This is a genomic window from Pseudomonas sp. 3296 (assembly GCF_031456615.1).
Taxonomy (GTDB): Bacteria; Pseudomonadota; Gammaproteobacteria; order Pseudomonadales; family Pseudomonadaceae; genus Aquipseudomonas; species Aquipseudomonas mucoides.
In genome coordinates, this window is sequence record NZ_JAVDUY010000006.1 from 400927 (window position 1) to 427094 (window position 26168).

Consider the following 26168-nt stretch of genomic DNA (forward strand, 5'->3'; position numbering starts at 1 on the left):
TGCTGTCTGCCGAGCTTTCCATGCCTGACCTGCTTGACCGCTACCCGCTGACGGCGGGCACTTATCACGAACTGCTCGACGACAGCGGCGCCGTACGCCCGCACTGGCGTCGGCTGATCGACCAATTGCAACGCAGCTCGCCTGCGCAATTGGTGCAGCGTCAGGCCTTGCTGACCCGGCAGATTCAGGAAAACGGCGTGACCTACAACGTCTACGCCGATCCCAAGGGCGCGGATCGGCCGTGGGAACTGGATCTGTTGCCCCATGTGATTGCCGCGGATGAGTGGGCGCAGTTATCGGCAGGGATCGCTCAACGGGCGCGGCTGTTGAATGCGGTGCTGGCGGACCTGTACGGCCCGCAACGCTTGATCGCCGAAGGTTTGTTACCGGCAGAACTGGTGTTCGGACACAACAACTTCCTTTGGCCCTGTCAGGGCATTTCCCCGCCGGATGGGGCTTTTCTGCATTTGTATGCCGTCGACCTGGCGCGCACACCCGATGGCCGCTGGTGGGTCACCGCAGACCGGACTCAAGCGCCGTCCGGTGCCGGTTACGCCCTGGAAAACCGCACCATCGTCTCCCGAGCCTTTCCCGAGCTGTATCGCGATTTGAAAGTGCAGCATCTGGCCGGGTTCTTCCGCACGCTTCAGGAAACCCTGGCTCGGCAGGCCCCGCGCGATGATGAAGCTCCGCTGATCGTGTTGCTGACCCCGGGACGCTTCAACGAAAGCTATTTCGAACACCTGTATCTGGCGCGTCAGCTCGGTTACCCATTGGTGGAGGGCGGCGACCTCACGGTGCGCGATGCCACGGTCTACCTGAAAACCCTGAGCGGCCTGCGTCGGGTTCACGCAATCATGCGCCGGCTCGACGATGATTTCTGCGACCCGCTGGAGCTGCGCACCGATTCCGCGCTGGGCGTGCCGGGGTTGCTCGAAGCCGTGCGGCAAGGGCGGGTGTTGGTGGCGAATGCCCTCGGCAGCGGCGTGCTGGAGTCGCCGGGGTTATTGGGCTTTCTGCCGAAGATCAATCAGTTCCTGTTCGGCGAAGAACTGATCCTGCCGTCCATCGCAACCTGGTGGTGCGGCGAGGCGCCCGTGCTGGCTCAAGCGTTGGAAAAACTGCCGGAATTATTGATCAAACCGGCGTTCCCGTCTCAAAGCTTCGCACCTGTGTTTGGCCGTGATCTGAGTGAAAAAAAGCGCCAGGCCTTGGCCGAGCGCATGCAGGCGCGGCCTTATGCCTATGTGGCGCAAGAAATGGCCCAGTTGTCCCAGGCGCCGATCTGGCAGGCCGAAGACGGTCAATTGCAACCGCGTGCCATCGGCATGCGGGTCTACGCCGTGGCCAGCCATGACGGCTACCGGGTTTTACCCGGCGGTCTGACCCGCGTGGCGGCCGAGGCGGACGCCGAAGTGGTGTCGATGCAGCGCGGCGGTGCGAGCAAGGACACGTGGGTACTAGGGGATCGTCCGCCCAGCGGCGAGCAATGGAAAACCCAGCGCACGATCGGTGTGCATGACCTGGTTCGGCGAGACCCTTATCTGCCCTCGCGGGTGGTGGAAAACCTGTTTTGGTTCGGCCGCTATTGCGAACGTTGTGATGACAGTGCGCGACTGCTGCGGATCGTGCTGGCGCGCTACGTCGACAGCGATGATCCGCAGGCCTTGCAGGCGGCGGTCGATCTCGGTGAACGGCTGAATCTTTTGCCCGATGAAGGTGAGTTGCCGGAGCGTTTGTTGGCCGCCTTACTCGGTGACGATTGGCCATTCAGCTTGCGTTCCAATCTGCAACGCTTGCAGTGGGCGGCCTCGCAAGTGCGCGGCAAACTCTCGCGGGAAAACTGGCAGGCGCTGGTGGAATTGCAGCGCGAAGCCATGGAACTGGAAACGGAAGAACCGGATTTCGGTGAGTTGCTGGATTTTCTCAACCGTCTGGTGATGTCGCTGGCAGCGCTGTCAGGTTTCGCCCTGGACGACATGACCCGCGACGAAGGCTGGCGCTTCCTGATCATCGGCCGGCGGATCGAGCGCCTGCAATTTCTCAGCGCCAGCCTGGCGGCGTTTCTGCGCGGTGCCGGGGCTTTTGATCAGGCTGGGCTGGAGTGGCTGCTGGAGTTGGGCAACAGCAGCATCACCTACCGTTCGCGGTATCTGGCGGTGGCGCAATTGCTGCCGGTGCTCGACCTGTTGCTGCTCGATGAGCAGAACCCCCACGCAGTGCTGTTCCAGTTGAAGCTGGTGACGCGAACCCTGAAGCGCTTGAATGACGACTTTGGCGCGCCACGCGAAGCTGGTTTGCCGCTGTTGGTGGAGCGGCTGGCGCAGTTCGATCTGGGTTGCCTGGAAAACGCCTTGTTTGGCGAAGCCAGCGTTCGCGCCGCACTCGATGGGCTGGCCGATTTACTGCAAGAGATTGCCGACGCCAGTGGCCAAGTGTCGGATCGCCTGGCGCTGCGCCATTTCGCCCATGTCGATGATGTCAGCCAGCGTACGGTGTCCGTCTGATGAGTGCTCACTACCAGATTTTCCACGACACCCATTATCACTATGACAGCCCGGTCTCTTTGGCCCAGCAGCTCGCGCATCTCTGGCCGCGGCCCTGTGCCTGGCAGCGCTGCAGCGCCCGACAACTACAGATCAGTCCCGACCCGACCACGCGCAGGGATGAGCTGGATGTGTTTGGCAATCCGCTCACCCGATTGGCCTTCGAGCGTCCGCACGATGAATTGCTGGTCAATGCCAGCCTGAGCGTCGAGGTCCTGCCCCGGCCCGCGCTGGACTTCAATCAGTCGCCGCCCTGGGAGGACACCAGCAATGCGTTGACCTACAGCAGCCAGCCGCTGTCCCCCGACATACTCGAAGCCTGCCGGTATCGGTTCGAATCGCCTTACGTGCATTTGAAGCGCAATTTCGTCGAGTTCTCCGAGAGCTGTTTTCCCGCGGGGCGACCGTTGCTGTGGGGCGTTCAGGCACTGATGGAGAAAATCTTCAGCGAGTTCACCTTCGACGCCGAAGCGACCCAAGTGGCGACGCCGTTGGTGGAAGTGCTGGAGCGCCGACGCGGGGTCTGCCAGGACTTCGCCCACCTGATGCTCGCGTGCGTGCGCTCTCGTGGTCTGGCGGCGCGCTATATCAGCGGTTACCTGCTGACTCAGCCACCGCCGGGGCAGCCGCGATTGATCGGCGCGGACGCGTCCCACGCCTGGGTCTCGGTGTTTTGCCCGGTGCTGGGCTGGGTCGATTTCGACCCGACCAACAATGTTCAGCCGGCACTTGAGCACATCACCCTGGCCTGGGGCCGGGATTTTTCCGATGTTTCGCCATTGCGCGGGGTGATTCTGGGGGGCGGCAATCACGACCCGGAAGTCCGCGTCACCGTAATGCCAATGGATTAACACAGATCCCCTGTAGGAGTGTGTGCGTTCTATGGATTGGGGTACTTCAGAGGGGGACTGTGAGGGTCAGCAAAAACAACTGCTGACCCCGGACACAGATCCGGTGGGCCTGATCAGATCATCCGGCCCTGAGGGTCTCAGGCGTCGGGCGCCTGATCTTTCGGTGCTTCAGTTTCGTCTGTAGCCACTTCGCCTTCGGCATCCGGGTTCAGTGCTGCTGCTTCTTCTTCAGCTGTAGCTTTCTTGCGCTGAAGCTTTTCCTCTTTCTTCTGCTCCTTGGCCAAGTCTCTCTGACGTTTGGCGAAGGAATAATTAGGTTTAGCCATGGGCGATCCTCTGGGGTCGAAGGTGAGGTTGAGCGGCGCATATTCTGCCCTGTATCGGTGCCGAGCCGTTAGCTGGGTTTTTGATCGGTCCATTTTGGCAGGACCGACGGTTGCCAGGCGTCCAGGGCATTGAGCAGGGTTTGCGGTGATTCGCTCACTTGCAGCATGTCACGGTGCGGTGCGCGAACGAAGCCTTCGCCGACGATATGATCAAGAAAACCGGTCAATTTGCTGTAGAAACCGTTCACTTCCAGCAGGCCGAGCGGCTTGCCGTGATAGCCGAGCTGGCCCCAGGTCCAGACTTCGAACAGTTCTTCCAGCGTGCCGAGGCCGCCGGGCAGCGCGATAAACGCGTCGCTGAGTTCGGCCATCCGCGCCTTGCGCGCATGCATGCCGTCCACCACTTCCAGGCGCGTCAGGCCGCTGTGGCCGATTTCCTTGTCCTTGAGGCTTTGCGGGATGATCCCGATCACTTCACCGCCGGCCGCCAGTGCCGCGTCGGCCACAATCCCCATCAGGCCGACGGCGCCGCCGCCATAGACCAGGGTCAACTTGCGCTCGGCCAGTGCTCGCCCGAGGGCGACAGCCGCTTCACGATAAGCCGGACTGGTGCCGGTGCTGGCACCGCAAAATACACAAACGGACGCTAAAGACATGCCTTACTCCACGGTCAGGATGGCCATAGAGTAAAGGCAGGCGGGCGGCGCTCCAAGGTCTAAACTTCGCGTTCAGGTGTTTCGTAGGTGCCGCTGGCGCCACTGGCATAAGCGGCGAGCAAACTGCGCAACAGGCTGTTAAAGGACATGACAGGCGCTCCAGGTGAAGAATGATGGCCTGATGATAGGGCCGGGCCAGACGCCTGGCTGGTAGATTGTTTCGATAGGTGTCATAGCGCTAAAGTTGTATACAATTTTTGATTCAGGTCATAGGAACTTGCGAAGTTTTCAGGCAGTCTTCTGTCCATTAGCACTTTTCGTTAACCCTGCCTTGGAGATTCACCATGTTTGCCAAACTTGTTGCGGTATCCCTGCTGACACTGGCCAGCAGTCAATTGATGGCTGCCGAGTGCAAGGTCACCGTCGACTCCACGGACCAGATGTCCTTCGATACCAAGGACATCAGCATCGACAAGAGCTGCAAGACCTTCACCGTGGAGCTGAAACACTCTGGCAGCCTGCCGAAGAACGTCATGGGCCATAACTGGGTGCTGAGTAAAACAGCTGACATGCAGCCGATCGCCACCGACGGCATGGCGGCAGGCATCGACAAGAACTACCTGAAAGAAGGTGACGAGCGCATCATTGCCCACACCAAAATCATCGGTGCTGGCGAAACGGATTCGGTGACCTTTGATGTGTCGAAGCTGGCGACTGGCGAAAGCTACGGCTTCTTCTGCTCCTTCCCTGGCCACATCTCGATGATGAAAGGTACGGTTACTCTGAAGTAATCGAATCGAGCTCATAAAAAAAGCGTCCGCTTGGGACGCTTTTTTTGTGCCTGACGTTTGACCGAGCGATCGTTCATCGCGGGCAAGCGAACGCCATGTGAATCAAGGTGCAAACGGCATCACCCGCTTGTGATGAGTTTTCTTGTAAGTCTCACAAATGATCTTGAACGCTTCCTCACGCACCGGCTCACCGTGCAGAAACGCATCAATCTCGGCATAGGTCACGCCATGGGACGCTTCATCCGGCTTACCCGGCGACAGGTCTTCCAGATCCGCCGTAGGGATTTTCTCCACAAGCGATTCCGGTGCACCAAAGCTGCGAGCAATATCGCGAACCTGATTCTTCACCAGCCCACTCAACGGTGCCAGGTCGCAGGCGCCGTCACCGAACTTGGTGAAGAAACCCATCACCGCTTCCGCCGCATGGTCGGTGCCGATCACCAGGCCATGGGCCGCGCCGGCGATGGTGTACTGAGCGACCATGCGCATGCGCGCCTTGGTGTTGCCGAGCACGAAATCCACCGAGACCGCGTGCTTGCCTTCGAAGGCTGCGACTTCATTGGCCAGGGATTTGACCGCCGGGCCGATGTTCACCGTGTGGCGCTCGTCCGGGGCGATGAAATCCACCGAGGCCTGGGCGTCGTGTTCATCGAACTGAATCTCGTACGGCAACCGCACGGCGATGAATTTGTAACTCTTGTCGCCGGTGCGCTGGCGCAGTTCGCGCATCGCGCGTTGGGCCAGCAGGCCGGCGGTCAGGGAGTCGACACCTCCGCTGATGCCCAGCACCAGGGTCTTGAGCCCGGAATTGACCAGGCAATCCTGAATGAAACTCACCCGCCGGGCGACTTCTGCCTCAAGGGCGGCCTCGTCGGCGAACGGTGGTTGAACCTTGAGCTGCTCAGCAATCTCACGCTGTACGGCTTGCATGAATTCACTCCTTGCTAGATGTGCTTGAAAGGGCGGCAGGTACTTTGAAAACGTGTCGCAAATAGGCGACGAAATTCGGGTCTTTGCAGTGAGTCTTGCCAGGCTCATCAGAAATCTTTGCCACGGGCTGGCCGTTGCAGGCCGTCATTTTAAGCACGATGCTCATCGGTTCGACACCTGGAATATCACAGGTCAGGTGAGTGCCGATGCCAAAGCTGACATTGATCCGACCCCGCAGCGCGCGGAATATCTCCAGCGACTTGGGCAACGTCAGGCTGTCGGAGAATGTCAGCGTCTTGCTCATCGGGTCGATGCCGAGCTTGTGATAATGAGCGATGGCTTTTTCCGCCCATGCCACCGGATCACCCGAATCGTGGCGAAGGCCGTCGAAAAGCTTGGCGAAGAACAGATCGAAATCACCCAGGAACGCATCCATGGTGATGCAGTCAGTCAGGGCAATCCCCAGCAGGCCACGGTACTCGCGCACCCAGCAGTCGAGTGCGGCAATTTGACTGTCGATCAGCCGCGGGCCCAGTTGCTGGTGGGCCATGATCCATTCGTGGGCCATGGTGCCCAACGGTTTCATGTCCAGTTCCCGGGACAGGTGCACGTTGCTGGTGCCGACGAAACGCCCGGGGAAGTCGTGCTTGAGCACGTTCACCACTTCTTCTTGCACTCGGTACGAAAAGCGCCGGCGCGTGCCGAAATCGGCGACCTGCAACTCGGACAATTCGTCGCTGCTGGCGTTGGCGGTCAGCCAGTCGAACTTGCGGTACAGCTGTTCGCGCGCCTGCTCCAGGACGATTTCCCGGTAGCGATAGCGGTTGCGCACTTCACTGACAATCGCCAGCAGCGGCACTTCGAACAGAATCACATGCAGCCACGGCCCGCGCAGGCGGATGAACAACTCGCCGTTTTCGATGCCGGTGTGGATGTAACGCAGGTTGAAGCGGAACAAGCCGAGAAACCGCAGGAAATCCGGCTTCAGAAAACTGATGCGCTCCAGAAAACCCAATTGATCAGGGCTCAGGCTCAACTCGGCCAGACGCTCGATCTGGAAACGGATCTCGGCCAGGTACGGGCGCAGATCCTCACTGTTGCGGCAACGAAACTCCCATTCGACTTCGACGTTCGGGTAGTTGTGCAGCACCGCCTGCATCATCGTCAGTTTGTAGAAGTCGGTGTCGAGCAGGTTCTGCACGATGCGATCGCCAAACACGCTCTCGCTCATAACGGGGTTCTCCGCATGGAATGGGGGTAGTGGCGCATATCGGTGGTAAAAATTGCCAGCGATTTTTTGGACAACAGCAGATCCCTGTGGGAGCGAGCAAGCTCGCTCCCACAGGGATTGAGTGAAACTTTAGATTTGTGCTCCATCCGGGCTATCTATCTGCTCCAGCATCCACTTCACAAAATCCCGCACCTTGGGCACTTCCGCCGAATGCTCGGGATACGCCAGGTAATAGGCATCGGTGCTCGGCATCGCGTGTTTCCAGGGGATGACCAGTTTGCCGTCGGCCAATTCCTCTTCCACCAGAAACCTTGGCAACAGCGCCACGCCGCAGCCGACCTGGGCGGCGCGAATGCACATGTAGAAGGTTTCAAACCGCGGGCCATGGTAGCTGTGTTCGGTGTGATAGCCCTGACTGTCGAACCAGTCGTGCCAGGCCTGCGGGCGAGAAGCGTTTTGCAGCAGGACCAGGTCGGTGAGCTGAGTCGGGTCGGTGAACGGCTTGTCGGGGAGGCTGCCCGGTGCGCAAACCGGCACCAGTTCTTCGCCGAACAGCTTCAGGCATTCGGTGCCGGGCCGTGAGCCCTGGCCGAAGTAGAACGCCAGATCGCTGCGACCTTGCAGTAAATCGTCGGCTTCCTGCTCGCTGCACAGGTCCAGATGGATCGAGGGATGGCGCAGGCGCCAACCTTTCAGGCGCGGCACCAACCAGCGCGCACCGAACGTTGGCGGAGTCGAGACGCGCAAGACTTCGGTTTCCCCGCCGTAGGAACGCAGGTAATGGGTCGACATCTCGACCTGGGTGAGGATTTTTCTGACTTCCACCAGGTACAAATCACCGGCCGGAGTCATTTGCAGGCGTCGGCGCACGCGGCGGAACAACAAGTGCTGCAACAATTCTTCAAGTTGCGCGACCTGTTTACTGACCGCGCTCTGGGTCAGGTTCAGCTCTTCGGCGGCCCGGGTGAAGCTCAAGTGCCGGGTCACAGCCTCGAAACACTGCAGTGCTGTGATCGACGGCAGGTAGCGTTTATTCAGCATGGGTAGTCCTTTTTCTTGTTTCTTTCTTACCAGCAATTCGCAGCATGAATAAACGGAATGATATCTCTCTTAAAGGTCGTTTGTTGGGTAACCTCCGGGGCGCTAAAACTACAGGTCTGATCAGCCGTGATTATTCCGGCTGCACCCTTTGTGTTTTTCGCTTGAGGAGTGACCCATGGTTGCCGCATTGCTTGATCGTCTTGGTGTAAACCCGGCCCTGTACCAGAACGGCAAAGTGCCGGTGCATTCGCCGATCGATGGCAGCCGGATTGCTGCCGTGAACTGGGAAGGCGCTGCTGAAGTCGAGCAGCACATCAGTCGTGCCGATCATGCGTTCGAATTGTGGCGTAAGGTCCCGGCACCGCGCCGTGGCGAACTGGTGCGCCAATTGGGCGACATCCTGCGCGAATACAAGGCTGATCTTGGCGAACTGGTCTCCTGGGAAGCTGGCAAGATCACTCAGGAAGGCCTGGGCGAAGTTCAGGAAATGATCGACATCTGCGATTTCGCCGTCGGTCTGTCCCGTCAGTTGTACGGTCTGACCATTGCGTCCGAGCGTCCTGGCCACCACATGCGTGAAACCTGGCACCCGCTGGGCGTTGTCGGCGTCATCAGTGCGTTCAACTTCCCGGTTGCGGTCTGGGCCTGGAACACCACGCTGGCGCTGGTCTGCGGCAACCCGGTGATCTGGAAACCGTCCGAGAAAACCCCGCTGACCGCGCTGGCCTGCCAGGCGCTGTTCGATCGCGTCCTGAAAAACTTCAGCGATGCACCACCGCACCTGAGCCAAGTGATCATCGGCGGCCGCGACGCTGGCGAAGCGCTGGTCGATGACCCGCGTGTCGCACTGATCAGCGCCACCGGCAGCACCCGCATGGGCCGCGAAGTGGCACCGAAAATCGCCGCGCGTTTTGCTCGCAGCATTCTGGAACTGGGTGGCAACAACGCCATGATCCTCGGCCCAAGTGCCGACCTGGACATGGCCGTTCGCGCCATCCTGTTCAGCGCCGTCGGCACTGCCGGCCAGCGCTGCACCACCCTGCGTCGCCTGATTGCACACGAATCGGTGAAGGAAGAAATCGTCACCCGCCTGAAAGCCGCGTATTCCAAAGTGCGCATCGGCCATCCGCTGGAAGGCAACCTGATCGGTCCGCTGATCGACAAACAAAGTTTTGAAAACATGCAGGACGCGCTGGAGCAGGCGTTGAGCGAAGGCGGCCGGGTATTCGGCGGCAAGCGCCAGCTGGAAGACAAATTCCCTGACGCCTACTACGTCGCGCCGGCCATTGTTGAAATGCCAGAGCAGAGCCCTGTGGTCTGCCACGAAACCTTCGCACCGATTCTGTACGTGATCGGCTACAAGGATTTCGACGAAGCCCTGCGCCTGAACAACGCCGTGCCACAAGGCCTGTCCTCGTGCATCTTCACCACCGACGTACGTGAAGCCGAGCAGTTCATGTCGGCGGTCGGCAGCGACTGCGGCATCGCCAACGTCAACATCGGCCCGAGCGGCGCAGAAATCGGCGGCGCGTTTGGTGGCGAAAAAGAAACCGGCGGTGGCCGTGAATCGGGCTCCGATGCATGGCGCGGCTACATGCGTCGCCAGACCAACACCGTGAACTACTCGCTGGAATTGCCGTTGGCTCAGGGCATTACATTCGATTAAGCAGCGGGCAAGCTACAAGCTACCAGCTGCAAGCAAACTGGCTTGCGGCTTGTAGCTTGCGACTTGTAGCTGCTCCGACAGGAGCTTGCAATGCCGTTACGCGAAGAGTGTCTGTGGGAAAAACTGACGCCGCAAAGGCCTGACAACGCGGCGCTCAAGGGTGAAGTGACAGTCGATGTCTGCGTCATCGGCGCCGGGTTCACCGGGCTGTCGGCGGCGGTGCATCTGCTGGAACAAGGTAAATCGGTGTGTGTGCTGGAAGCTCATCGCGCCGGCCATGGCGGTTCGGGGCGCAACGTCGGCCTGGTCAACGCCGGCATGTGGATTCCACCGGACGACATCGAGGCCGGATTCGGCGAAGCGGTGGGCAGTCAGCTCAACCGCATGCTCGGCGCGGCACCGTCCCTGGTGTTCAGCCTTGTGGATAAATACAACATCGATTGCCAGTTACGCCGCGAAGGCACGCTGCACATGGCGCACAACGCCCGTGGCGAGGCGGATTTGCGCAGTCGTGAAGAACAATGGAAACGTCGCGGAGCGCCGGTTGAACTGTTGACCGGCCAGGCCTGCGAGCAGGCGACGGGCACCAGGAAAATCGCCGCTGCCTTGCTTGATCGACGTGCCGGCACCCTCAATCCGATGGCTTACACCACCGGGCTGGCCAAAGCGGCCATCAGCCTCGGCGGTCAGCTGTTCGATCATTCCCCGGTGACCCGACTCGAACGCCAGGGTCAGCGCTGGTCGGTGCAAACCGCTCAGGGTTCGGTCATGGCCGAGAAAGTCGTGATCGCTTCCAACGCTTACACCGAAGGTGACTGGACAGAGTTGCGGCGCAATTTCTTCCCCGGTTACTACTACCAAGTGGCTTCGGTCCCGCTGACCGAAGACGCCGCGCAACAGATTCTGCCCGGCGGCCAGGGTTCCTGGGACACCCGTCAGGTGCTCAGCAGCATTCGTCGCGACAAGGACGGGCGTCTGTTGCTCGGAAGTCTCGGTAATGGCAATCAAAAGCCGGCCTGGTTCCTCAAAGCCTGGGCGGATCGTGTTCAACAGCACTATTTTCCCTACCTCAAACCGGTGGAGTGGGAATGCACCTGGACCGGTTGCATCGCATTCACCCCCGACCATTTGATGCGTCTGTTCGAACCGGCGCCCGGTTTAGTGGCAGTCACCGGTTACAACGGCCGGGGCGTGACCACGGGGACCGTCGTCGGCAAAGCCTTTGCCGATTATTTGTGTAACGGAAATCCTCAAGCGCTACCGATTCCGTTCGCACCGATGCAGCCCCTGGCGGGAGTAGGGTTGCGCAGTTGTCTGTACGAGGCTGGATTCTCGCTGTATCACGCAGGCCAGTGCTTGCGGATCGTCATCTGATTGTTGAAATTTGTTGCTGGAAGCGGCGCTTTTCGGCGCAGCGACTAGCCTGTAATGGTGCGGGTTGTAGCAGTCCCGCACCAGCAGTGTGCACTTCGGTGACGCACGTTGTTACAGGCTGGTTGCACGTCGTTTAACGCCGCGGTTGCAATGATGGCGCATGCGGGTTGCGCCTTTAAAAATAAATGGTTTCACCTTCCGCGGTTTAGACGGTTGCACGCCCAATGAAAATGGGAACAAAACAGTCGTAAAAACAATAATGCAGCGACTTTTTTCAGAATAAAAAACCGATGGCACGGCCCTTGCTCTGAGCAATCAGTGAAATCGCAGTGCCAACTAAAAAAAAACCTTGGAGCACCACCTCATGTCCCAGACGTTTTACAAGAAAGGCTTTCTGGCCCTCGCAGTGGCAGCTGCGTTGGGTGTTTCTGCGTTTGCACAGGCTGATGTGAAAATCGGTGTGGCGGGCCCGATGACAGGCGCCAACGCGGCATTTGGCGAGCAATACATGAAGGGTGCACAGGCTGCAGCCGACGCGGTCAACGCGGCGGGCGGCGTTAACGGGGAAAAAATCGTACTGGTGAAGGGCGATGACGCCTGCGAACCGAAACAGGCTGTGACGGTCGCCAAGGACCTGACCAACCAGAAAGTGGCTGGCGTGGTCGGTCACTTCTGCTCCTCGTCGACCATCCCGGCCTCCGAGATCTACGACGAAGCGGGCATCATTGCAATTACCCCAGGTTCCACCAACCCGGCTGTTACCGAACGCGGCCTGAGCGCCATGTTCCGTATGTGCGGGCGTGACGACCAGCAAGGTATCGTGGCCGGCGACTACATCGTCGACGTGCTCAAGGGCAAAAAAGTTGCCGTGCTGCACGACAAGGACACCTACGGCCAGGGCCTGGCTGATGCCACCAAGGCTCAGCTGGAAAAACGCGGTGTGAAACCGGTTCTGTATGAAGGCCTGACTCGCGGCGAGAAAGACTTCAGCGCCGTGGTTACCAAGATCCGTGCGGCCGGTGCCGACGTGGTCTACTTCGGTGGCCTGCACCCAGAGGCGGGTCCACTGGTTAAACAGCTGCGTACCGAAGGCCTGAAAGACGTGAAATTCATGTCCGATGACGGCATCGTGACCGACGAACTGGTAACCACTGCTGGCGGCCCGCAATACGTCGACGGCGTGCTGATGACCTTTGGCGCCGACCCACGCCTGCTGCCAGACAGCAAGACCGTGGTGGATGAATTCCGCAAAAAAGGCACCGAGCCTGAAGGCTACACCCTCTACGCCTACGCTTCGGTCCAGGCCCTGGCCGCTGCCTTCAATGGCGCCAAGTCCAACAAGGGCGAAGACGCTGCTGCCTGGCTGAAGAAAAACCCGGTCAAAACCGTCATGGGCGAGAAGACCTGGGACGCCAAGGGCGACCTGAAAGTCTCCGACTACGTGGTTTACCAGTGGGACAAGGACGGCAAATACCACCAGCTGGAAAAACAGAAGTGATATGACCTGCTGATTGCCCGGCGCCTTGTGCGCCGTGCAATCAAAGAACATGTCCGTGCAGTACCTGTCTTTTCTCGTAGAGCTGCACACAACCGGTTCGCGTCGGCGGCTGAACCCCGGTCCGTCGCACCCGGCTTCTGTGCAGTCTCTCAAATGCGTGAGATTGCGTTATGGATGGTATTTTCCTGCAGCAACTGGTCAACGGCCTGACCCTCGGGTCGGTCTATGGCCTGATCGCCATCGGCTACACAATGGTCTATGGCATCATTGGCATGATCAACTTCGCCCACGGCGAGGTTTACATGATTTCTGCTTACCTGGCGGCAATCAGTCTGGCTCTGCTGGCTTACTTCGGTATTGAATCCTTCCCTCTGCTGATGCTCGGCACACTGGTCTTCACCATCGTTGTCACGGCGGTGTATGGCTGGGTCATCGAGCGCGTCGCCTACAAACCGCTGCGAAACTCGACCCGACTGGCACCGCTGATCAGCGCCATCGGTATTTCCCTGATCCTGCAAAACTATGCACAGATCGCCCAAGGTGCACGCCAGCAAGGTGTTCCGACGCTGCTGACCGGTGCATGGCGCGTTGAAGTCGGCACTGGCTTCGTCCAGCTGACCTATACCAAGATCTTCATTCTGGTCGCCGCGTTTGTCGGGATGGGCCTGCTGACCTACGTCATCAAGTACACCAAGCTCGGCCGCATGTGCCGCGCGACCCAGCAAGACCGCAAGATGGCCTCGATCCTGGGGATCAACACCGACCGCGTGATTTCCTACGTGTTCATCATCGGTGCAGCGATGGCGGCCCTGGCCGGCGTACTGATCACCATGAACTACGGCACGTTTGACTTCTACGCAGGTTTCGTCATCGGCATCAAAGCGTTCACCGCAGCGGTTCTCGGCGGGATCGGCTCGTTGCCGGGTGCGATGCTCGGCGGGATCATTCTCGGGATCTCCGAGTCGCTGTTCTCTGGTCTGGTCAACTCGGACTACAAAGACGTTTTCAGCTTCTCGCTGCTCGTTCTCGTTCTGGTCTTTCGGCCTCAAGGCCTGCTCGGCCGTCCTCTTGTGTCGAAGGTGTAAGCGATGTCTTCAACCACTAAAAAAACCATTGATCTCAAAAGAAGCCTGGTTGACGCGATACTTGCCGGCCTTGTAGCGCTCATCGTGTTTGGTCCGATTGTCGGCATCGTCCTCGACGGCTATGGCTTCAATCTGCAACCGACACGTGTGGCGTGGATTGTCGCCATCGTCATGGCGGGCCGTTTTGCCCTGAGCCTGTTCCTGCAAACACCCAAGGGTCTGAGAATTCTCGAAGGGTTTGAAACCACCGGCTCCGGGGTTCATGTACTGCCGCCCGATTACAAGTCCCGGTTGCGCTGGATCATCCCGCTGATGATCGTCATTGCCGTGGTGTTTCCATTTTTCTCCAACTCCTACCTGCTGGGCGTGGTCATCCTCGGGTTGATCTACGTGCTGCTCGGTCTGGGACTGAACATCGTGGTCGGCCTGGCCGGCCTGCTCGACCTGGGTTACGTGGCGTTCTATGCCATCGGCGCCTATGGCCTGGCGCTCGGTTACCAATACCTCGGCCTGGGCTTCTGGACGGTGCTGCCGCTGGCGGCGATCACTGCCGGGCTTGCCGGTTGCATCCTCGGCTTCCCGGTGTTGCGTCTGCACGGTGACTACCTGGCCATCGTGACACTGGGTTTTGGTGAAATCATCCGTTTGATCCTCAACAACTGGTTGTCGCTGACCGGTGGCCCGAACGGCATGCCGGCACCGCTGCCAACGTTCTTCGGCCTGGAGTTCGGCAAGCGGGCGAAAGACGGTGGCATACCGTTCCACGAGTTCTTCGGCATCGCCTACAACCCCGACGTGAAGTACTACTTTATCTACGCGGTGTTGTTCATGGTGGTGCTGGCGGTGTTGTACATCAAACACCGCTTGACCCGTATGCCGGTCGGCCGCGCCTGGGAAGCCTTGCGTGAAGATGAAATCGCCTGCCGCTCCATGGGCCTGAACCACGTGCTGGTGAAGCTCTCGGCGTTCACCATCGGCGCATCGACGGCAGGTCTGGCAGGGGTGTTCTTCGCCACCTACCAGGGTTTCGTCAACCCGACCTCGTTTACCTTCTTTGAATCGGCCCTGATCCTCGCCATCGTGGTACTCGGCGGCATGGGCTCGACCATCGGGGTGGTGATTGCAGCCTTCGTGCTGACCGTCGCCCCGGAACTGCTGCGTGGCTTCGCGGAATACCGCGTGCTGCTGTTCGGCATCCTGATGGTGTTGATGATGATCTGGCGACCGCGCGGCCTGATTCGGATCAGCCGTACCGGTGTGACCCCGCGTAAAGGAGTAGCGCCATGAGCGAAGTCGTACTCTCGGTCGAGAAGCTGATGATGCACTTTGGCGGCATCAAGGCGTTGAATGATGTCAGCCTGCAGGTCAAACGCAACTCGATCTTCGCCCTGATCGGCCCCAACGGCGCCGGCAAGACCACGGTGTTCAACTGCCTGACCGGGTTCTACAAAGCCTCCGGCGGCAAGATCGAACTGAACGTGCGCGGCGAGCATACCAATGTCATCCAATTGCTGGGCGAAGCGTTCAAACCAACCGATTTCGTCTCGCCTAAATCCTTCGCCAGTCGTCTGTACTACAAGATGTTTGGCGGCACCCACCTGGTGAACCGGGCCGGGCTAGCGCGGACCTTCCAGAACATTCGCCTGTTCAAGGAAATGTCGGTGCTGGAAAACCTGCTGGTGGCCCAACACATGTGGGTCAACCGCAGCATGCTGGCCGGCATCCTCAACACCAAGGGCTACCGCAAGGCTGAAAGTGATGCGCTGGACCATGCTTTCTACTGGCTGGAAGTGGTGGACCTGGTGGATTGCGCCAATCGCCTCGCCGGCGAATTGTCCTATGGCCAACAGCGCCGCCTGGAAATCGCCCGGGCCATGTGCACCCGTCCGCAGATCATCTGCCTCGACGAACCGGCCGCCGGCCTCAACCCTCAGGAAACCGAAGCGCTGAGCGCGATGATCCGTTTGTTGCGTGACGAGCACGATCTGACCGTGGTGCTGATCGAACACGACATGGGCATGGTGATGAGTATTTCCGACCACATCGTGGTGCTGGACCACGGCATCGTCATCGCTGAGGGCGGCCCCGACGCGATCCGCAACGACCCGAAAGTGATTGCGGCCTACCTGGGCGCTGATGAAGAGGAAGTGGTGTTATGAGTCAACCGATCCTCGAACTCAAGGAACTGGACGTGTTTTACGGGCCGATCCAGGCCCTGAAGAAAGTCTCGTTGCACATCAATGAGGGTGAAACAGTCAGCCTGATCGGCTCCAACGGTGCCGGCAAGTCGACCCTGCTGATGTCGATTTTCGGCCAGCCGCGCGCGGCAGACGGGCAGATCATCTATCAGGGCGTGGACATCACTCACAAGTCGTCCCACTACATCGCGTCCAACGGCATCGCGCAATCGCCGGAAGGGCGACGTGTGTTCCCCGACATGACTGTCGAGGAAAACCTGCTGATGGGCACCATCCCTATCGGTGACAAGTACGCCAAGGAAGACATGCAACGCATGTTCGAGTTGTTCCCAAGGCTTGAAGAACGGCGCAACCAGCGGGCGATGACCATGTCCGGCGGCGAACAGCAAATGCTCGCCATCGCTCGTGCGTTGATGAGCCGGCCAAAACTGCTGTTGCTCGACGAGCCAAGCCTGGGATTGGCGCCGATTGTGGTGAAGCAGATCTTCGCGACCTTGCGTGAGCTGGCCAAAACCGGCATGACCATCTTCCTGGTCGAGCAGAACGCTAACCACGCGCTCAAGTTGTCGGACCGGGCGTATGTGATGGTCAACGGCGAGATCCGCCTCACGGGCACCGGCAAGGAGCTGCTGGTGAACGAGGAAGTGCGTAACGCTTATCTCGGCGGTCATTGATTCGCTGCTGAAATGCCCGCAGCCCCGACGAGCAATCGCCGGGGCTTTTTTACGTCCCCAATTCACCGCATTTCCTCCTGCAGGTCACAAAACAGTGCTTTCGGGAAATTGTGGAAAACAATATTCATAAGCTCTGAAAGCGCGACATAAAGCCGCTGCAAATAGTTGTTTTGTCACGGTTTTGACTTGTCCCCGTTTGCTGTGGAGCTGGCTGTGAATAACGTGGGAGTAGCTGGCTGGGCGCCTTTAAATACGTGGCTTGCAGCGCTGTGGTTGTTTTTTGATCAGGCGTTTTCGCGTGAGCAGGAACCGTTGTTGTCAACCTTTTTATTGGAAGCAAAAGCGAGGTGAAACGGGCGGGGCAAGCCTGTGGATAAGTCTGTGATTAAACTCTGGAAAGACTCGGCTGAGGGCCGTAGTTACTGGCTTGGCGCCATCGCTGCTCTGCAGGACAAATCGTGCAAAATGCCCTGCGCTACACCGCGATCATTCGAGGGTCAAGCGAAAAACTTTCAAAACTCCCCGCAAAGCCTTGTGCACAGCGGCTTCCAGCTTTTCCACTTGCCCCCGGAAACTGTGGACCGGCCTGTGGATAACATGCGCGTACATGGCTGCAAGCCTCGTGGCGTAAGGCGTTCGCCGGGTTGGTTGTTTTTCGTACAGATTTGCGGTGGTTGCCGCTGTGGGCAAGGCCGGGCATGCTGCCAGCTGATTTTCTATTCCAAGGGCTGCCCATCAGCCGAAGCAAGGAGAACACGATGTCCAACACCCTGTTTATTACCGGCGCGACCTCCGGTTTTGGTGAAGCCTGTGCCCGCCGTTTTGCCGAGGCGGGCTGGAAACTGGTGCTGACAGGCCGTCGTGAAGAACGCCTGAATGCCCTGTGCGCCGAGTTGTCAAAACAGACCGAAGTGCATGGCCTGGTGCTCGACGTGCGTGATCGCAAAGCCATGGAGGAGGCGATTGCCAACCTTCCGCCATCCTTCGCCAAGCTGCGCGGGCTGATCAACAACGCCGGCCTGGCGCTCGGTGTCGACCCGGCACCCAAGTGCGATCTCGACGATTGGGACACCATGGTCGACACCAACATCAAAGGCCTGATGTACAGCACCCGTCTGCTGCTGCCGCGCCTGATTGCCCATGGCCGTGGCGCCGGCATCGTTAACCTTGGCTCCATCGCTGGCAACTATCCGTATCCGGGTAGCCATGTGTATGGCGCGAGCAAGGCGTTCGTTAAGCAGTTCTCGTTGAACCTGCGTTGCGACCTGCAGGGAACTGGCGTGCGCGTCAGCAACATTGAGCCGGGTCTGTGTGAGAGCGAGTTCTCGCTGGTGCGTTTTGCCGGTGATCAGGAGCGCTACAATGCGACGTATGCGGGTGCCGAGCCGATCCAGCCGCAGGATATCGCCGAGACTATTTTCTGGGTGATGAATGCACCGGCGCACATCAACATCAACAGCCTGGAGTTGATGCCGGTGAGCCAGACCTGGGCTGGTTTTTCGATCGAGCGTAATGCCAAGGCGTAAGACCGCGTAACGGCCATCGCGGGCAGTTAGTCGAGAAACTCGACCAGCCCGCGATAGCAGGTCGCCAAGTGATAAGGCGTCGTCGACGGCATGTCCTTGCGGCTCACTTCACCATTCTCGTCGCGACACTCGTACCAACCGCCCGCATGCAGGAAACGCTGTTGCAGCGCCTGCAATTGACGCAGAACAGAGGCCTCGCTCTCGGGCCGCAAGGTCAGGGCGCGCAGGTATTCAGCCTGGGCCCAGATGCGCTGGGTGGCATCCTTTGCAGAGCCATTCAGGTCGAGCATCGCCACCACGGCGCCTGTCTTCGGATCAACACCCCTTTGCTCGGTCAGCGTAAATGCACGATCAAGCGAAGCATGTAATGCCGAACCCCGCAGCAACGGCGAAGACTCCAGCAGGAAATACCACTCGAATTGATGCCCCGGTTCAAACCAGTTATCCACAGCACCCAACGGCTTCTCCATCAACACGCACTGTTGCGGGTCGATGAAGCGCTTCTGCATGGCTGTGCATAAGTCGACGAGCACCCGCTGCACGCAAGCGTCTTCACGCACCGACAGGGTGGCGAGGAAGGCTTCGGCCAAGTGCATCAGAGGATTTTGCAGCGGCCCGGACTCAAGCGAGGACCAGTCATTATCGAGGTTGGCTTCGTACAGACCGTCGCCTGTCGCGAAACGCTGAGCGATCACTTCCAGCGCTGCGTTGAGCACCGATTCCACCAGCGGCTCGCGAACCTTGTGCCAGTAATGGGCGCAAGCGAACAGGATGAACGCGTGGGTGTAGAGGTCTTTGCGCTGATCGAGTGGCGCGCCTTGCGGGTCGATGCTGTAGAACCAGCCGCCGTGCTCGGCATCGTGGAAGTGCTGCTGCAGGGAGCGAAACAGCGCGGCGGCACGCGCTTCGGCGGACGGCACCTGGCCGATCAGGCTTGAGAAAAGATACAGCTGTCGCGCGCACGCCATGGCCCGGTAGCGTTGAGGTGGCAATGGTCGATGTTCCGCATCCAGTGCTTCGTACGGCAGCGCCATGTCGGCATTCCAGCCGGGGCCTTGCCAGAGCGGCACGATCACATCCTGGAAGTGCTGTTGCACCGAGGCGAACAGGGTGGTCAATTCAGGCTGGGAGGCGGAGCGGGAAACAGGCGGCATTGGCTGGCGTCGTCACGGCAGGGTTGATTGCGCGACATGTTAGCAGGCCTGAGAGATCCGGTGTCTGTCAGGCCGCCATCGCGAGCAAGCTCGGCTCCCACAGGAGTACTGTGGGAGCCGAGCTTGCTCGCGATGAGGCCATTACAGGCGATAAAGAAATCAGCCTGCGAGCAACCACGCGCCAGTCGCTGCGGACGCTGCGCCCGCCAATCGAACCAGCGGAGCCGCCGCTTGCGGCAACACCCGAACGACCGCATAACCCAACCCATGCAACGCCGCCGTCGCCGCCACAAAACCGGCTGCATACGCCCAAGGACTCGACATGTCCGGCAATTCCAGCCCATGCGCCACACCATGGAACAGCGCAAACAACGCCGTCGCCGTCACCGCCACGCCTAACGGTGGACGCACTGCCAACGCCACCGCCAGGCCCAGTGCCAGCACCGACGCCGCAATCCCGCCTTCCAGCGCCGGCAGGTTCAGCCCTTCAAAACCTAGCAGCCCGCCAATCAGCAGGGTGCCAACAAACGTACACGGCAGCGCCCAGCGCGCCGCGCCTTTTTGCTGCGCCGCCCACAAGCCGACAGCCACCATCGCCAACAAGTGATCGAGGCCGCCAATCGGGTGGCTGATGCCGGCGATCAGGCCGTTGTCGCCATGTCCCGGATGGGCGAAGGCGATGGCCGGGGTCAGCAGCAGGGCCACGGCGCCCAGAATACGTTTCAATGTCATGGATAAGCTTCCTTGTTGATAAGTCGTGGTCAGGCCGCAGTCAGCAGGCCTTGGCGTTCGATGAAGGCGATGATCTCTTCAAGGCCCAGACCGGTTTTCTGGTTGCTGAAGACAAACGGTTTGCCGTTGCGCATGCGCTTGGTGTCGCTGTCCATCATCTCCAGCGACGCACCCACCAATGGCGCGAGGTCGACTTTGTTGATCACCAGCAGATCGGATTTGCAGATCCCCGGGCCGCCCTTGCGCGGCAACTTGTCGCCGGCGGAAACGTCGATCACGTAGATGGTCAGGTCGGACAGTTCTGGGCTGAACGTTGCCGACAGATTGTCGCCACCGGACTCAACCAGAATCAGGTCCAGCCCCGGAAAGCGGCGGTTCAGTTGATCCACGGCTTCGAGGTTGATCGAGGCGTCTTCGCGGATCGCCGTGTGCGGGCAGCCGCCGGTTTCCACACCGATGATCCGCTCCGGTGCCAAGGCTTCGTTGCGCACCAGAAAGTCGGCGTCTTCGCGGGTGTAGATGTCATTGGTGACGACGGCCAGGTTGTAGCGCTCGCGCAGGGCCAGGCACAGGGCCAGGGTCAACGCGGTTTTACCGGAACCGACCGGGCCGCCGATGCCGACACGCAGGGGTTGTGTGTTCATGTGGTTCTCCAACTTAAAAGGCCCTAGGAACGGAACAGACGGCTGTACTGGCGCTCATGGGCCATGCACGCCAGGGACAGGCCAAACGCGGCGCTGCCATAGTGTTCGGGGTTGATTCGGGTGGCGTCCTGCTGGGCTTGTTGCAGCAGCGGCAGCAGTTCGCTGGTCAGGCGTTGCGCGGCTTGCTGGCCCAGCGGCAGGGTTTTCATCAGCACCGCCAACTGGTTTTCCAGCCAGCTCCAGAGCCACGCGGCCAGCGCATCCTGCGGACTGATCGCCCAGGCCCGGGCGGCCAGCGCCCAGCCGAGGGCCAGGTGCGGTTCGGGGCGTTGTTCGAGGAAGGCGCGGGCGGGTGCGTCGAGTTCCGGTAAACCGCTGAGCAGTTGTTGCAAGGAGTAGCCCATCTGCCGGCTCTCTTGATGCAATTCTCGGGTTTCCCGACTGGCCCTGTGTTCTTCGCAGCGTTGTTGCAATTCGGCCCAGTTTTCCTCCGCAGCGGCCACGCAATGGGCGAGCAACAGCGGCGCTTCGAACCGCGCCAGGTTCAGCAACAATTGATCGCTGATCCAGCGTCGCGCGCCGTCTGCATCGCTCACGCGGCCGTTATCCACCGCCATTTCCAGACCTTGGGAATAGCTGTAGCCGCCAATCGGCAACTGCGGACTGGCCAGGCGCAGCAGCGCCCAGGCCGGGTTCATAAGCGGACGCCGAACTGGTGCAGTTTCGGTGGGTAGTTGAAGTCTTCGTCGCCATGCCGCGAATGATGATGACCGCCGCCATAGGCGCCGTGTTCCGGCTGGAACGGCGCTTCGATGTTTTCGACCTTGGCCTCCAGCTGTTCGAGCATGGCTTTGAGCACGTAATCGTCAAGCAGGCGCAGCCAGCCATCACCGATCTGCAGGGCGACATGGCGGTTGCCGAGGTGATAGGCGGCACGGGTCAATTCAAAAGCGTTGGCGCAGGTAACGTGCAGCAGTTGTTCGGGGCGGGCGCAGACACGCACGATGCGCCCGTCTTCGGCTTGCAGGCACTCGCCGTCATACAGGGGCGGCTGACCGCGCTCCAGAAACAACCCGACGTCTTCACCTTCGGCACTGAAACAGCGCAAACGGCTTTTACTCCGGGCTTCGAAGGTCAGGTGCAATTCAGCGGCCCAGACGGGGCGAGGTTCGATTCTGCGATGAATCACCAGCATCGGTAGGCTTCCAGCAATGGGCAATGCTCAGGCTAGAGCAAGGGGCTTGCCAATCGGGATATACGTAGGAAATACCTGTCGGAGCGTAGTGGGTGTTTCTGGATGTTGCAGGATTATGGGTCAAATTGGTGCATTGAGAGTTTTCACGCACCAATGTAGGAGTGAGCCTGCTCGCGATAGCGGTGTTTCAGTCACAACAGCTGTTGACTGTGTCTACGCCATCGCGAGCAGGCTCGCCCACATGAGATACGGGATTATTCCGTGCTGCCGAGGCCTTGCCAGTGTTTCAGGCCGATGAAGATGAAGCGCAGTTGCTGCGTGATTTTCGCTTGCGGCGTCAGATGCTCCGGTAGCGCTTCGGCGGGCGGATCAATGATGTCCGGCAGTGTCGCGAACACGCTTTTTACAATCAGGTCCGCCATCACGCTCAACCCGGCAATGTCCAGATGCTGCAGCTTTGGCATCAACGACAAGTCGGCCGCCAGATCCGAGCTGATGTCTTCGCGCAACCGCCCGATCGCCAACCGCACAGGCAGCGATCCGCCGTATTGCTCACGGGCAAGAAACAGAAATTGCGAACGATTGGCACTGACCACGTCGAGAAAGATCCGCACCGACGCATCGATAATGCCGCCCATGACGAATTCGTTATGGCGCACCAGGCGAATGGTTTCACGGAAGGTCTGGCCGACTTCGCTGACCAGCACCAGGCCGAGTTCATCCATATCGGCGAAATGCCGGTAGAAACCGGTGGGCACGATGCCAGCGGTTTTCGCCACTTCGCGCAGGCTGAGACTGCCGAATCCTCGGCCGCACTCCATCAGGTGACGGGCAGCGTCCATCAGGGCGTTGCGGGTTTGTTGTTTCTGTTCGGCGCGGGGCAGCATCGCAAGGGTGTTTTCTGGACAGGACAGCGGCGCACTCTAGCAAATCGGCTTCGCTGGCGTCGAACGACTATCGGGGGCAGGCGGGGGGAAACGCGGCTTCTTTATAAGTCAAAAGCCCAATCCGGGGATTGGGCTTTTTTTCAGGGCGGCCATGAGGCTTAGCTCAGAGCACTGTTGCGTTCGATCACACGGTCACCACCACCTTCAGCCAGGGCTTGGCCTTGTGGGGTACGGTCGGAACCGTCAGCAGCCAGGGTTTGGCCTTGTGGAGTACGGTCGGAACCGTCAGCAGCCAGGGTTTGGCCTTGTGGAGTACGGTCGGAACCGTCAGCAGCCAGGGTCTGACCTTGTGGAGTGCGATCGGAACCGTCAGCAGCCAGGGTTTGACCTTGTGGAGTGCGATCCGAGCCATCTTGAGTGATCAGGCCTTTTTCTTTCAGGCGATCGTTACCGCCTTCGGCAAGGGTCTGGCCTTGAGGAGTGCGGTCGGAACCATCAGCGGCGACGGTTTGGCTGAACACCGAGCGGCTGTCTTTGACTTGCGGAGTGGCCTGATCAGCGGCTGGCAGAGCGAAAGCGGTGCTGGCTAGCATCGAGAGGGTCAGGCTAAGCAGAAGTTGGCGTTTCATGATGGGTTGCTCCTTGGGAGGGCGATAAAGTGGGTACGAGGGCAATGCTACTCTCGATAAGTCGATATGAAAGTTCATAAACGCAATGGTAATAATCAACAGAATTGATTGTTCTGCTGGAGCGCTCTAGAACGGGCCTTTCCGGCGGGTGTTTTTGCACTGGAGTGGGAAGTTTCGACTCACTCGCGCCGCACAATAGTGCGGGTGGCGGTAACACCGTTTGGAGCGCGCAGAGTGATGGCGGGGGATTATTTGAACGTTAATAGGCTTTTCGGTTAAACCTGCGCGGCTTTTCCCAGTCCTAGCTGTCATGGCAGGCCGGTTCTGGCCTAACGTTTCATACGTGCGTCGCAGTCAGGGCGCTCAGTCGTATTCAGGAGTTCTGTGCAATGACGCGCACCCCCAAGATTTTTGCCTGGGTCTTTGCCAGTCTGGTTGTACTGCTGGCGATACTCGTGCTGATGATCGTGTTCTTCGATTGGAACCGGATCAAACCCACGATCAACAGCAAAGTCTCCGAAGAGTTGCACCGAGCGTTTGCTATTAATGGCAACCTCGCGGTGGTCTGGCAGCGCGAGCCTGACGAGGGTAGCTGGCGGGCCTGGGTGCCGTGGCCGCATGTGGTAGCCGAAGACTTGAGCCTCGGCAACCCGGACTGGTCGAAACAACCGCAGTTGGTCACCCTCAAGCGCGTTGAATTGCGTATTTCGCCGCTGGCCCTGCTGGCGCAGCGAGTGGTGATCCCGCGCATCGACCTGACTGAGCCGAACGCGCAGCTCCAGCGTTTGGCCGACGGCCGCGCCAACTGGACGTTCAAATTCGACCCGAAAGACCCCAACGCCGAACCGTCGAACTGGGTGGTCGATATCGGCGCCATTGGCTTCGACAAGGGCCACCTCACCCTTGACGACCAGAACCTGAAGACGCAGCTCGATGTGCTCATCGATCCGCTGGGCAAGCCAATTCCGTTCAGCGACATTGTCGGTGACAAGGCCGCGAAAGCCGCCCTTGAGAAGGGTACTGCTCCCCAGGACTATGCCTTCGCCCTCAAGGTCAAAGGCCAATACCACGCGCAGAAACTCGAAGGCTCCGGCAAGATCGGCGGCTTGCTGGCGTTGCAGGACGCGGCCAAGCCGTTCCCGTTGCAGGCGCAGGTGAAGATTGCCGATACCAGCGTCGAACTGGCCGGCACCCTGACCGATCCGCTGAACCTCGGCGCGCTGGACCTGCGATTGAAACTGGCCGGCACCAGCCTTGGCAATCTGTATCCGTTGACCGGTGTGACACTGCCGGATACGCCGCCGTACGCCACCGACGGGCACTTGATTGCCAAACTGCATGAACCCAATGGCGCGGTGTTCCGCTATGAAGACTTCAACGGCAAGATCGGCGAGAGTGACATTCATGGCAGCCTGGCGTACGTCGCCAGTCAGCCAAGGCCGAAGCTCAGTGGTTCATTGCTCTCCAACCAACTGCTGTTTGCTGACCTCGCACCGCTGATCGGCGCCGACTCCAATGCCAAGCAAAAGGCCCGTGGCGCTGACAGCCAGCAGCCTACGGATAAAGTATTGCCGGTCGAAGCGTTCAAGACCGAGCGCTGGCGCGACATGGACGCTGACGTCGAATTCACCGGCAAGCGCATCGTCCACAGCGAAAAATTGCCGTTCACCGACCTCTATACACACCTGGTGCTGACCGACGGCCAGCTCAGTCTCGAACCCCTGCGTTTTGGCGTGGCGGGCGGCAATCTGGAAGCGCAGATTCGCTTGAATGGCCGGACCGAACCGCTGGAGGGGCAGGCCAAGCTCACCGCGCGCAAGTTCAAGCTCAAGCAACTGTTCCCGACCTTCGAACCGATGAAAACCAGTTTCGGCGAGCTCAATGGCGATGCTGACCTCTCGGGGCGCGGCAACTCGGTGGCCCAGCTGCTGGGCAGCGCCAACGGCACTCTGAAATTGCTGATCAATGACGGCGCGATCAGCCGCGAGCTGATGGAGCTGGCCGGGCTCAATGTCGGTAACTACGTGGTCGGCAAAATCTTCGGCGACAAGGAAGTGAAGATCAATTGCGCGGCGGCCGACTTCGACATCAAGACCGGGCTGGCGACCACGCGTCTGTTCGTCTTCGATACGGAGAACGCGATCATCTACATCGATGGCACCGCGAACATGGCGACCGAACAACTGGACCTCACCATTACGCCGGAGTCGAAGGGCTGGCGCTTGATTTCACTGCGCTCGCCGCTGTACGTACGGGGCAAGTTCATCAAGCCGGATGCCGGGGTGAAAGCGGTGCCGCTGATGCTGCGCGGGGCGGGAATGGTGGCGTTGGGCGTGATTGCCGCGCCGGCGGCCGGGTTGTTGGCGCTGGTGGCGCCCAGTGGTGGTGAGCCGAACCAGTGTGCGCCGTTGCTGGAGCAGATGAAGGCGGGCAAGGCGCCTGTGACCGTCAAGCCAACAAAGTAATGGGTTGTTCATGATGGCCTCTTCGCGAGCAGGCTCGCTCCCACAATGGTCCGATGTTCTCAGGGCAAA

General features: G+C 59.7%; 24 protein-coding genes. 12 read left to right on the top strand and 12 right to left on the bottom strand.

The genetic code is table 11. From position 1 onward, the window contains the following. Window positions 1–20: 20 nt before the first annotated feature. Window positions 21–2507, top strand: coding sequence for a circularly permuted type 2 ATP-grasp protein (locus J2X66_RS18515; RefSeq protein WP_310266867.1), 2487 nt, complete (start codon window positions 21–23; stop codon window positions 2505–2507). Continuing rightward, window positions 2507–3397, top strand: coding sequence for a transglutaminase family protein (locus J2X66_RS18520; RefSeq protein WP_310266869.1), 891 nt, complete (start codon window positions 2507–2509; stop codon window positions 3395–3397). The genes J2X66_RS18515 and J2X66_RS18520 overlap by 1 nt, the downstream gene beginning before the upstream one ends. Before the next feature lie 137 nt (window positions 3398–3534). Here the strand turns inward: J2X66_RS18520 and J2X66_RS18525 are convergent, their stop codons facing one another. After that, window positions 3535–3723, bottom strand: a complete 189-nt coding sequence (locus J2X66_RS18525; protein ID WP_007947526.1) for a hypothetical protein — start codon at window positions 3721–3723, stop codon at window positions 3535–3537. A gap of 68 nt (window positions 3724–3791) precedes the next feature. After that, entirely contained in the window at window positions 3792–4379 is a 588-nt protein-coding gene (locus J2X66_RS18530; RefSeq protein WP_310266872.1) for a TIGR00730 family Rossman fold protein, read from the bottom strand. A 344-nt stretch (window positions 4380–4723) separates the two neighbouring features. Here J2X66_RS18530 and azu point away from each other — a divergent pair, with 344 nt between their 5' ends. After that, a complete protein-coding gene (gene azu, locus J2X66_RS18535) occupies window positions 4724–5170 on the top strand; it encodes an azurin (protein ID WP_310266874.1) in 447 nt (148 codons plus the stop codon). A gap of 102 nt (window positions 5171–5272) precedes the next feature. On the opposite strand, the gene nadE is transcribed toward azu, so the two are convergent. The 3 genes from nadE to J2X66_RS18550 all read right to left on the bottom strand — a co-directional run bounded on the left by nadE (window position 5273) and on the right by J2X66_RS18550 (window position 8372). Beyond that, window positions 5273–6100, bottom strand: a complete 828-nt coding sequence (gene nadE / locus J2X66_RS18540) for an ammonia-dependent NAD(+) synthetase (RefSeq protein WP_310266876.1) — start codon at window positions 6098–6100, stop codon at window positions 5273–5275. Between the two features lie 4 nt (window positions 6101–6104). Then, on the bottom strand, window positions 6105–7331 hold the full coding sequence (gene pncB / locus J2X66_RS18545; protein ID WP_027921966.1) for a nicotinate phosphoribosyltransferase: 1227 nt from the start codon (window positions 7329–7331) through the stop codon (window positions 6105–6107). Between the two features lie 129 nt (window positions 7332–7460). After that, window positions 7461–8372: a LysR family transcriptional regulator gene (locus tag J2X66_RS18550; protein ID WP_027921965.1), complete on the bottom strand. Its 912-nt coding sequence runs from the start codon at window positions 8370–8372 to the stop codon at window positions 7461–7463. 175 nt (window positions 8373–8547) lie between these two features. Here J2X66_RS18550 and J2X66_RS18555 point away from each other — a divergent pair, with 175 nt between their 5' ends. The 8 genes from J2X66_RS18555 (at window position 8548) to J2X66_RS18590 (ending at window position 18393) form a co-directional block, all read left to right on the top strand. Further along, window positions 8548–10038, top strand: a complete 1491-nt coding sequence (locus tag J2X66_RS18555; protein WP_027921964.1) for an aldehyde dehydrogenase family protein — start codon at window positions 8548–8550, stop codon at window positions 10036–10038. Window positions 10039–10128: 90 nt separating this feature from the next. Then, window positions 10129–11412, top strand: coding sequence for an FAD-binding oxidoreductase (locus tag J2X66_RS18560; protein WP_310266882.1), 1284 nt, complete (start codon window positions 10129–10131; stop codon window positions 11410–11412). Window positions 11413–11776: 364 nt separating this feature from the next. After that, window positions 11777–12910: a branched-chain amino acid ABC transporter substrate-binding protein gene (locus tag J2X66_RS18565; protein ID WP_310266885.1), complete on the top strand. Its 1134-nt coding sequence runs from the start codon at window positions 11777–11779 to the stop codon at window positions 12908–12910. Between the two features lie 170 nt (window positions 12911–13080). Then, window positions 13081–13995, top strand: coding sequence for an ABC transporter permease subunit (locus J2X66_RS18570; RefSeq protein ID WP_027921961.1), 915 nt, complete (start codon window positions 13081–13083; stop codon window positions 13993–13995). A 3-nt stretch (window positions 13996–13998) separates the two neighbouring features. Beyond that, the gene (livM, locus tag J2X66_RS18575; RefSeq protein WP_310266890.1) at window positions 13999–15282 is read left to right on the top strand and encodes a high-affinity branched-chain amino acid ABC transporter permease LivM; all 1284 of its coding nucleotides are present in this window, start codon (window positions 13999–14001) and stop codon (window positions 15280–15282) included. After that, window positions 15279–16154, top strand: coding sequence for an ATP-binding cassette domain-containing protein (locus J2X66_RS18580; RefSeq protein WP_310266893.1), 876 nt, complete (start codon window positions 15279–15281; stop codon window positions 16152–16154). The genes livM and J2X66_RS18580 overlap by 4 nt, the downstream gene beginning before the upstream one ends. After that, window positions 16151–16867, top strand: a complete 717-nt coding sequence (locus J2X66_RS18585) for an ABC transporter ATP-binding protein (protein WP_027921958.1) — start codon at window positions 16151–16153, stop codon at window positions 16865–16867. The genes J2X66_RS18580 and J2X66_RS18585 overlap by 4 nt, the downstream gene beginning before the upstream one ends. 758 nt (window positions 16868–17625) lie before the next feature. Then, on the top strand, window positions 17626–18393 hold the full coding sequence (locus tag J2X66_RS18590) for an SDR family oxidoreductase (RefSeq protein WP_027921957.1): 768 nt from the start codon (window positions 17626–17628) through the stop codon (window positions 18391–18393). Window positions 18394–18419: 26 nt separating this feature from the next. Here the strand turns inward: J2X66_RS18590 and J2X66_RS18595 are convergent, their stop codons facing one another. The 7 genes from J2X66_RS18595 to J2X66_RS18625 form a co-directional block, all read right to left on the bottom strand. Beyond that, complete coding sequence (locus J2X66_RS18595; RefSeq protein ID WP_310266895.1) at window positions 18420–19547, bottom strand: AGE family epimerase/isomerase; 1128 nt, start codon at window positions 19545–19547, stop codon at window positions 18420–18422. 159 nt (window positions 19548–19706) lie between these two features. Further along, complete coding sequence (locus tag J2X66_RS18600) at window positions 19707–20279, bottom strand: HupE/UreJ family protein (protein WP_310266897.1); 573 nt, start codon at window positions 20277–20279, stop codon at window positions 19707–19709. Between the two features lie 29 nt (window positions 20280–20308). Continuing rightward, window positions 20309–20923 carry an urease accessory protein UreG gene (ureG, locus tag J2X66_RS18605; protein WP_007947546.1) on the bottom strand — a complete coding sequence of 205 codons (615 nt, stop codon included), beginning with the start codon at window positions 20921–20923 and terminating at the stop codon, window positions 20309–20311. 23 nt (window positions 20924–20946) lie between these two features. Next, a complete protein-coding gene (locus J2X66_RS18610) occupies window positions 20947–21621 on the bottom strand; it encodes an urease accessory protein UreF (protein ID WP_310266900.1) in 675 nt (224 codons plus the stop codon). Next, window positions 21618–22118, bottom strand: a complete 501-nt coding sequence (gene ureE, locus J2X66_RS18615) for an urease accessory protein UreE (protein WP_310266903.1) — start codon at window positions 22116–22118, stop codon at window positions 21618–21620. Before ureE ends, J2X66_RS18610 begins: the two co-directional genes overlap by 4 nt. A 254-nt stretch (window positions 22119–22372) precedes the next feature. Then, a complete protein-coding gene (locus J2X66_RS18620; protein WP_027921952.1) occupies window positions 22373–23005 on the bottom strand; it encodes a TetR family transcriptional regulator in 633 nt (210 codons plus the stop codon). A 158-nt stretch (window positions 23006–23163) separates the two neighbouring features. Further along, entirely contained in the window at window positions 23164–23634 is a 471-nt protein-coding gene (locus J2X66_RS18625) for a hypothetical protein (RefSeq protein ID WP_310266908.1), read from the bottom strand. A gap of 389 nt (window positions 23635–24023) precedes the next feature. On the opposite strand from J2X66_RS18625, the gene J2X66_RS18630 reads away from it, so the two are divergent. Continuing rightward, on the top strand, window positions 24024–26099 hold the full coding sequence (locus tag J2X66_RS18630; RefSeq protein WP_310266911.1) for an AsmA family protein: 2076 nt from the start codon (window positions 24024–24026) through the stop codon (window positions 26097–26099). Window positions 26100–26168: the final 69 nt, after the last annotated feature.

What these genes read in the sequence shown, in the direction of transcription:
- J2X66_RS18515 (WP_310266867.1), top strand. Translation starts at nt 21, where the DNA reads ATGCCTGACCTGCTTGACCGCTACCCGCTGACGGCGGGCACTTATCAC.
- J2X66_RS18520 (WP_310266869.1), top strand. Translation starts at nt 2,507, where the DNA reads ATGAGTGCTCACTACCAGATTTTCCACGACACCCATTATCACTATGAC.
- J2X66_RS18525 (WP_007947526.1), bottom strand. Translation starts at nt 3,723, where the DNA reads ATGGCTAAACCTAATTATTCCTTCGCCAAACGTCAGAGAGACTTGGCC.
- J2X66_RS18530 (WP_310266872.1), bottom strand. Translation starts at nt 4,379, where the DNA reads ATGTCTTTAGCGTCCGTTTGTGTATTTTGCGGTGCCAGCACCGGCACC.
- azu (WP_310266874.1), top strand. Translation starts at nt 4,724, where the DNA reads ATGTTTGCCAAACTTGTTGCGGTATCCCTGCTGACACTGGCCAGCAGT.
- nadE (WP_310266876.1), bottom strand. Translation starts at nt 6,100, where the DNA reads ATGCAAGCCGTACAGCGTGAGATTGCTGAGCAGCTCAAGGTTCAACCA.
- pncB (WP_027921966.1), bottom strand. Translation starts at nt 7,331, where the DNA reads ATGAGCGAGAGCGTGTTTGGCGATCGCATCGTGCAGAACCTGCTCGAC.
- J2X66_RS18550 (WP_027921965.1), bottom strand. Translation starts at nt 8,372, where the DNA reads ATGCTGAATAAACGCTACCTGCCGTCGATCACAGCACTGCAGTGTTTC.
- J2X66_RS18555 (WP_027921964.1), top strand. Translation starts at nt 8,548, where the DNA reads ATGGTTGCCGCATTGCTTGATCGTCTTGGTGTAAACCCGGCCCTGTAC.
- J2X66_RS18560 (WP_310266882.1), top strand. Translation starts at nt 10,129, where the DNA reads ATGCCGTTACGCGAAGAGTGTCTGTGGGAAAAACTGACGCCGCAAAGG.
- J2X66_RS18565 (WP_310266885.1), top strand. Translation starts at nt 11,777, where the DNA reads ATGTCCCAGACGTTTTACAAGAAAGGCTTTCTGGCCCTCGCAGTGGCA.
- J2X66_RS18570 (WP_027921961.1), top strand. Translation starts at nt 13,081, where the DNA reads ATGGATGGTATTTTCCTGCAGCAACTGGTCAACGGCCTGACCCTCGGG.
- livM (WP_310266890.1), top strand. Translation starts at nt 13,999, where the DNA reads ATGTCTTCAACCACTAAAAAAACCATTGATCTCAAAAGAAGCCTGGTT.
- J2X66_RS18580 (WP_310266893.1), top strand. Translation starts at nt 15,279, where the DNA reads ATGAGCGAAGTCGTACTCTCGGTCGAGAAGCTGATGATGCACTTTGGC.
- J2X66_RS18585 (WP_027921958.1), top strand. Translation starts at nt 16,151, where the DNA reads ATGAGTCAACCGATCCTCGAACTCAAGGAACTGGACGTGTTTTACGGG.
- J2X66_RS18590 (WP_027921957.1), top strand. Translation starts at nt 17,626, where the DNA reads ATGTCCAACACCCTGTTTATTACCGGCGCGACCTCCGGTTTTGGTGAA.
- J2X66_RS18595 (WP_310266895.1), bottom strand. Translation starts at nt 19,547, where the DNA reads ATGCCGCCTGTTTCCCGCTCCGCCTCCCAGCCTGAATTGACCACCCTG.
- J2X66_RS18600 (WP_310266897.1), bottom strand. Translation starts at nt 20,279, where the DNA reads ATGACATTGAAACGTATTCTGGGCGCCGTGGCCCTGCTGCTGACCCCG.
- ureG (WP_007947546.1), bottom strand. Translation starts at nt 20,923, where the DNA reads ATGAACACACAACCCCTGCGTGTCGGCATCGGCGGCCCGGTCGGTTCC.
- J2X66_RS18610 (WP_310266900.1), bottom strand. Translation starts at nt 21,621, where the DNA reads ATGAACCCGGCCTGGGCGCTGCTGCGCCTGGCCAGTCCGCAGTTGCCG.
- ureE (WP_310266903.1), bottom strand. Translation starts at nt 22,118, where the DNA reads ATGCTGGTGATTCATCGCAGAATCGAACCTCGCCCCGTCTGGGCCGCT.
- J2X66_RS18620 (WP_027921952.1), bottom strand. Translation starts at nt 23,005, where the DNA reads ATGCTGCCCCGCGCCGAACAGAAACAACAAACCCGCAACGCCCTGATG.
- J2X66_RS18625 (WP_310266908.1), bottom strand. Translation starts at nt 23,634, where the DNA reads ATGAAACGCCAACTTCTGCTTAGCCTGACCCTCTCGATGCTAGCCAGC.
- J2X66_RS18630 (WP_310266911.1), top strand. Translation starts at nt 24,024, where the DNA reads ATGACGCGCACCCCCAAGATTTTTGCCTGGGTCTTTGCCAGTCTGGTT.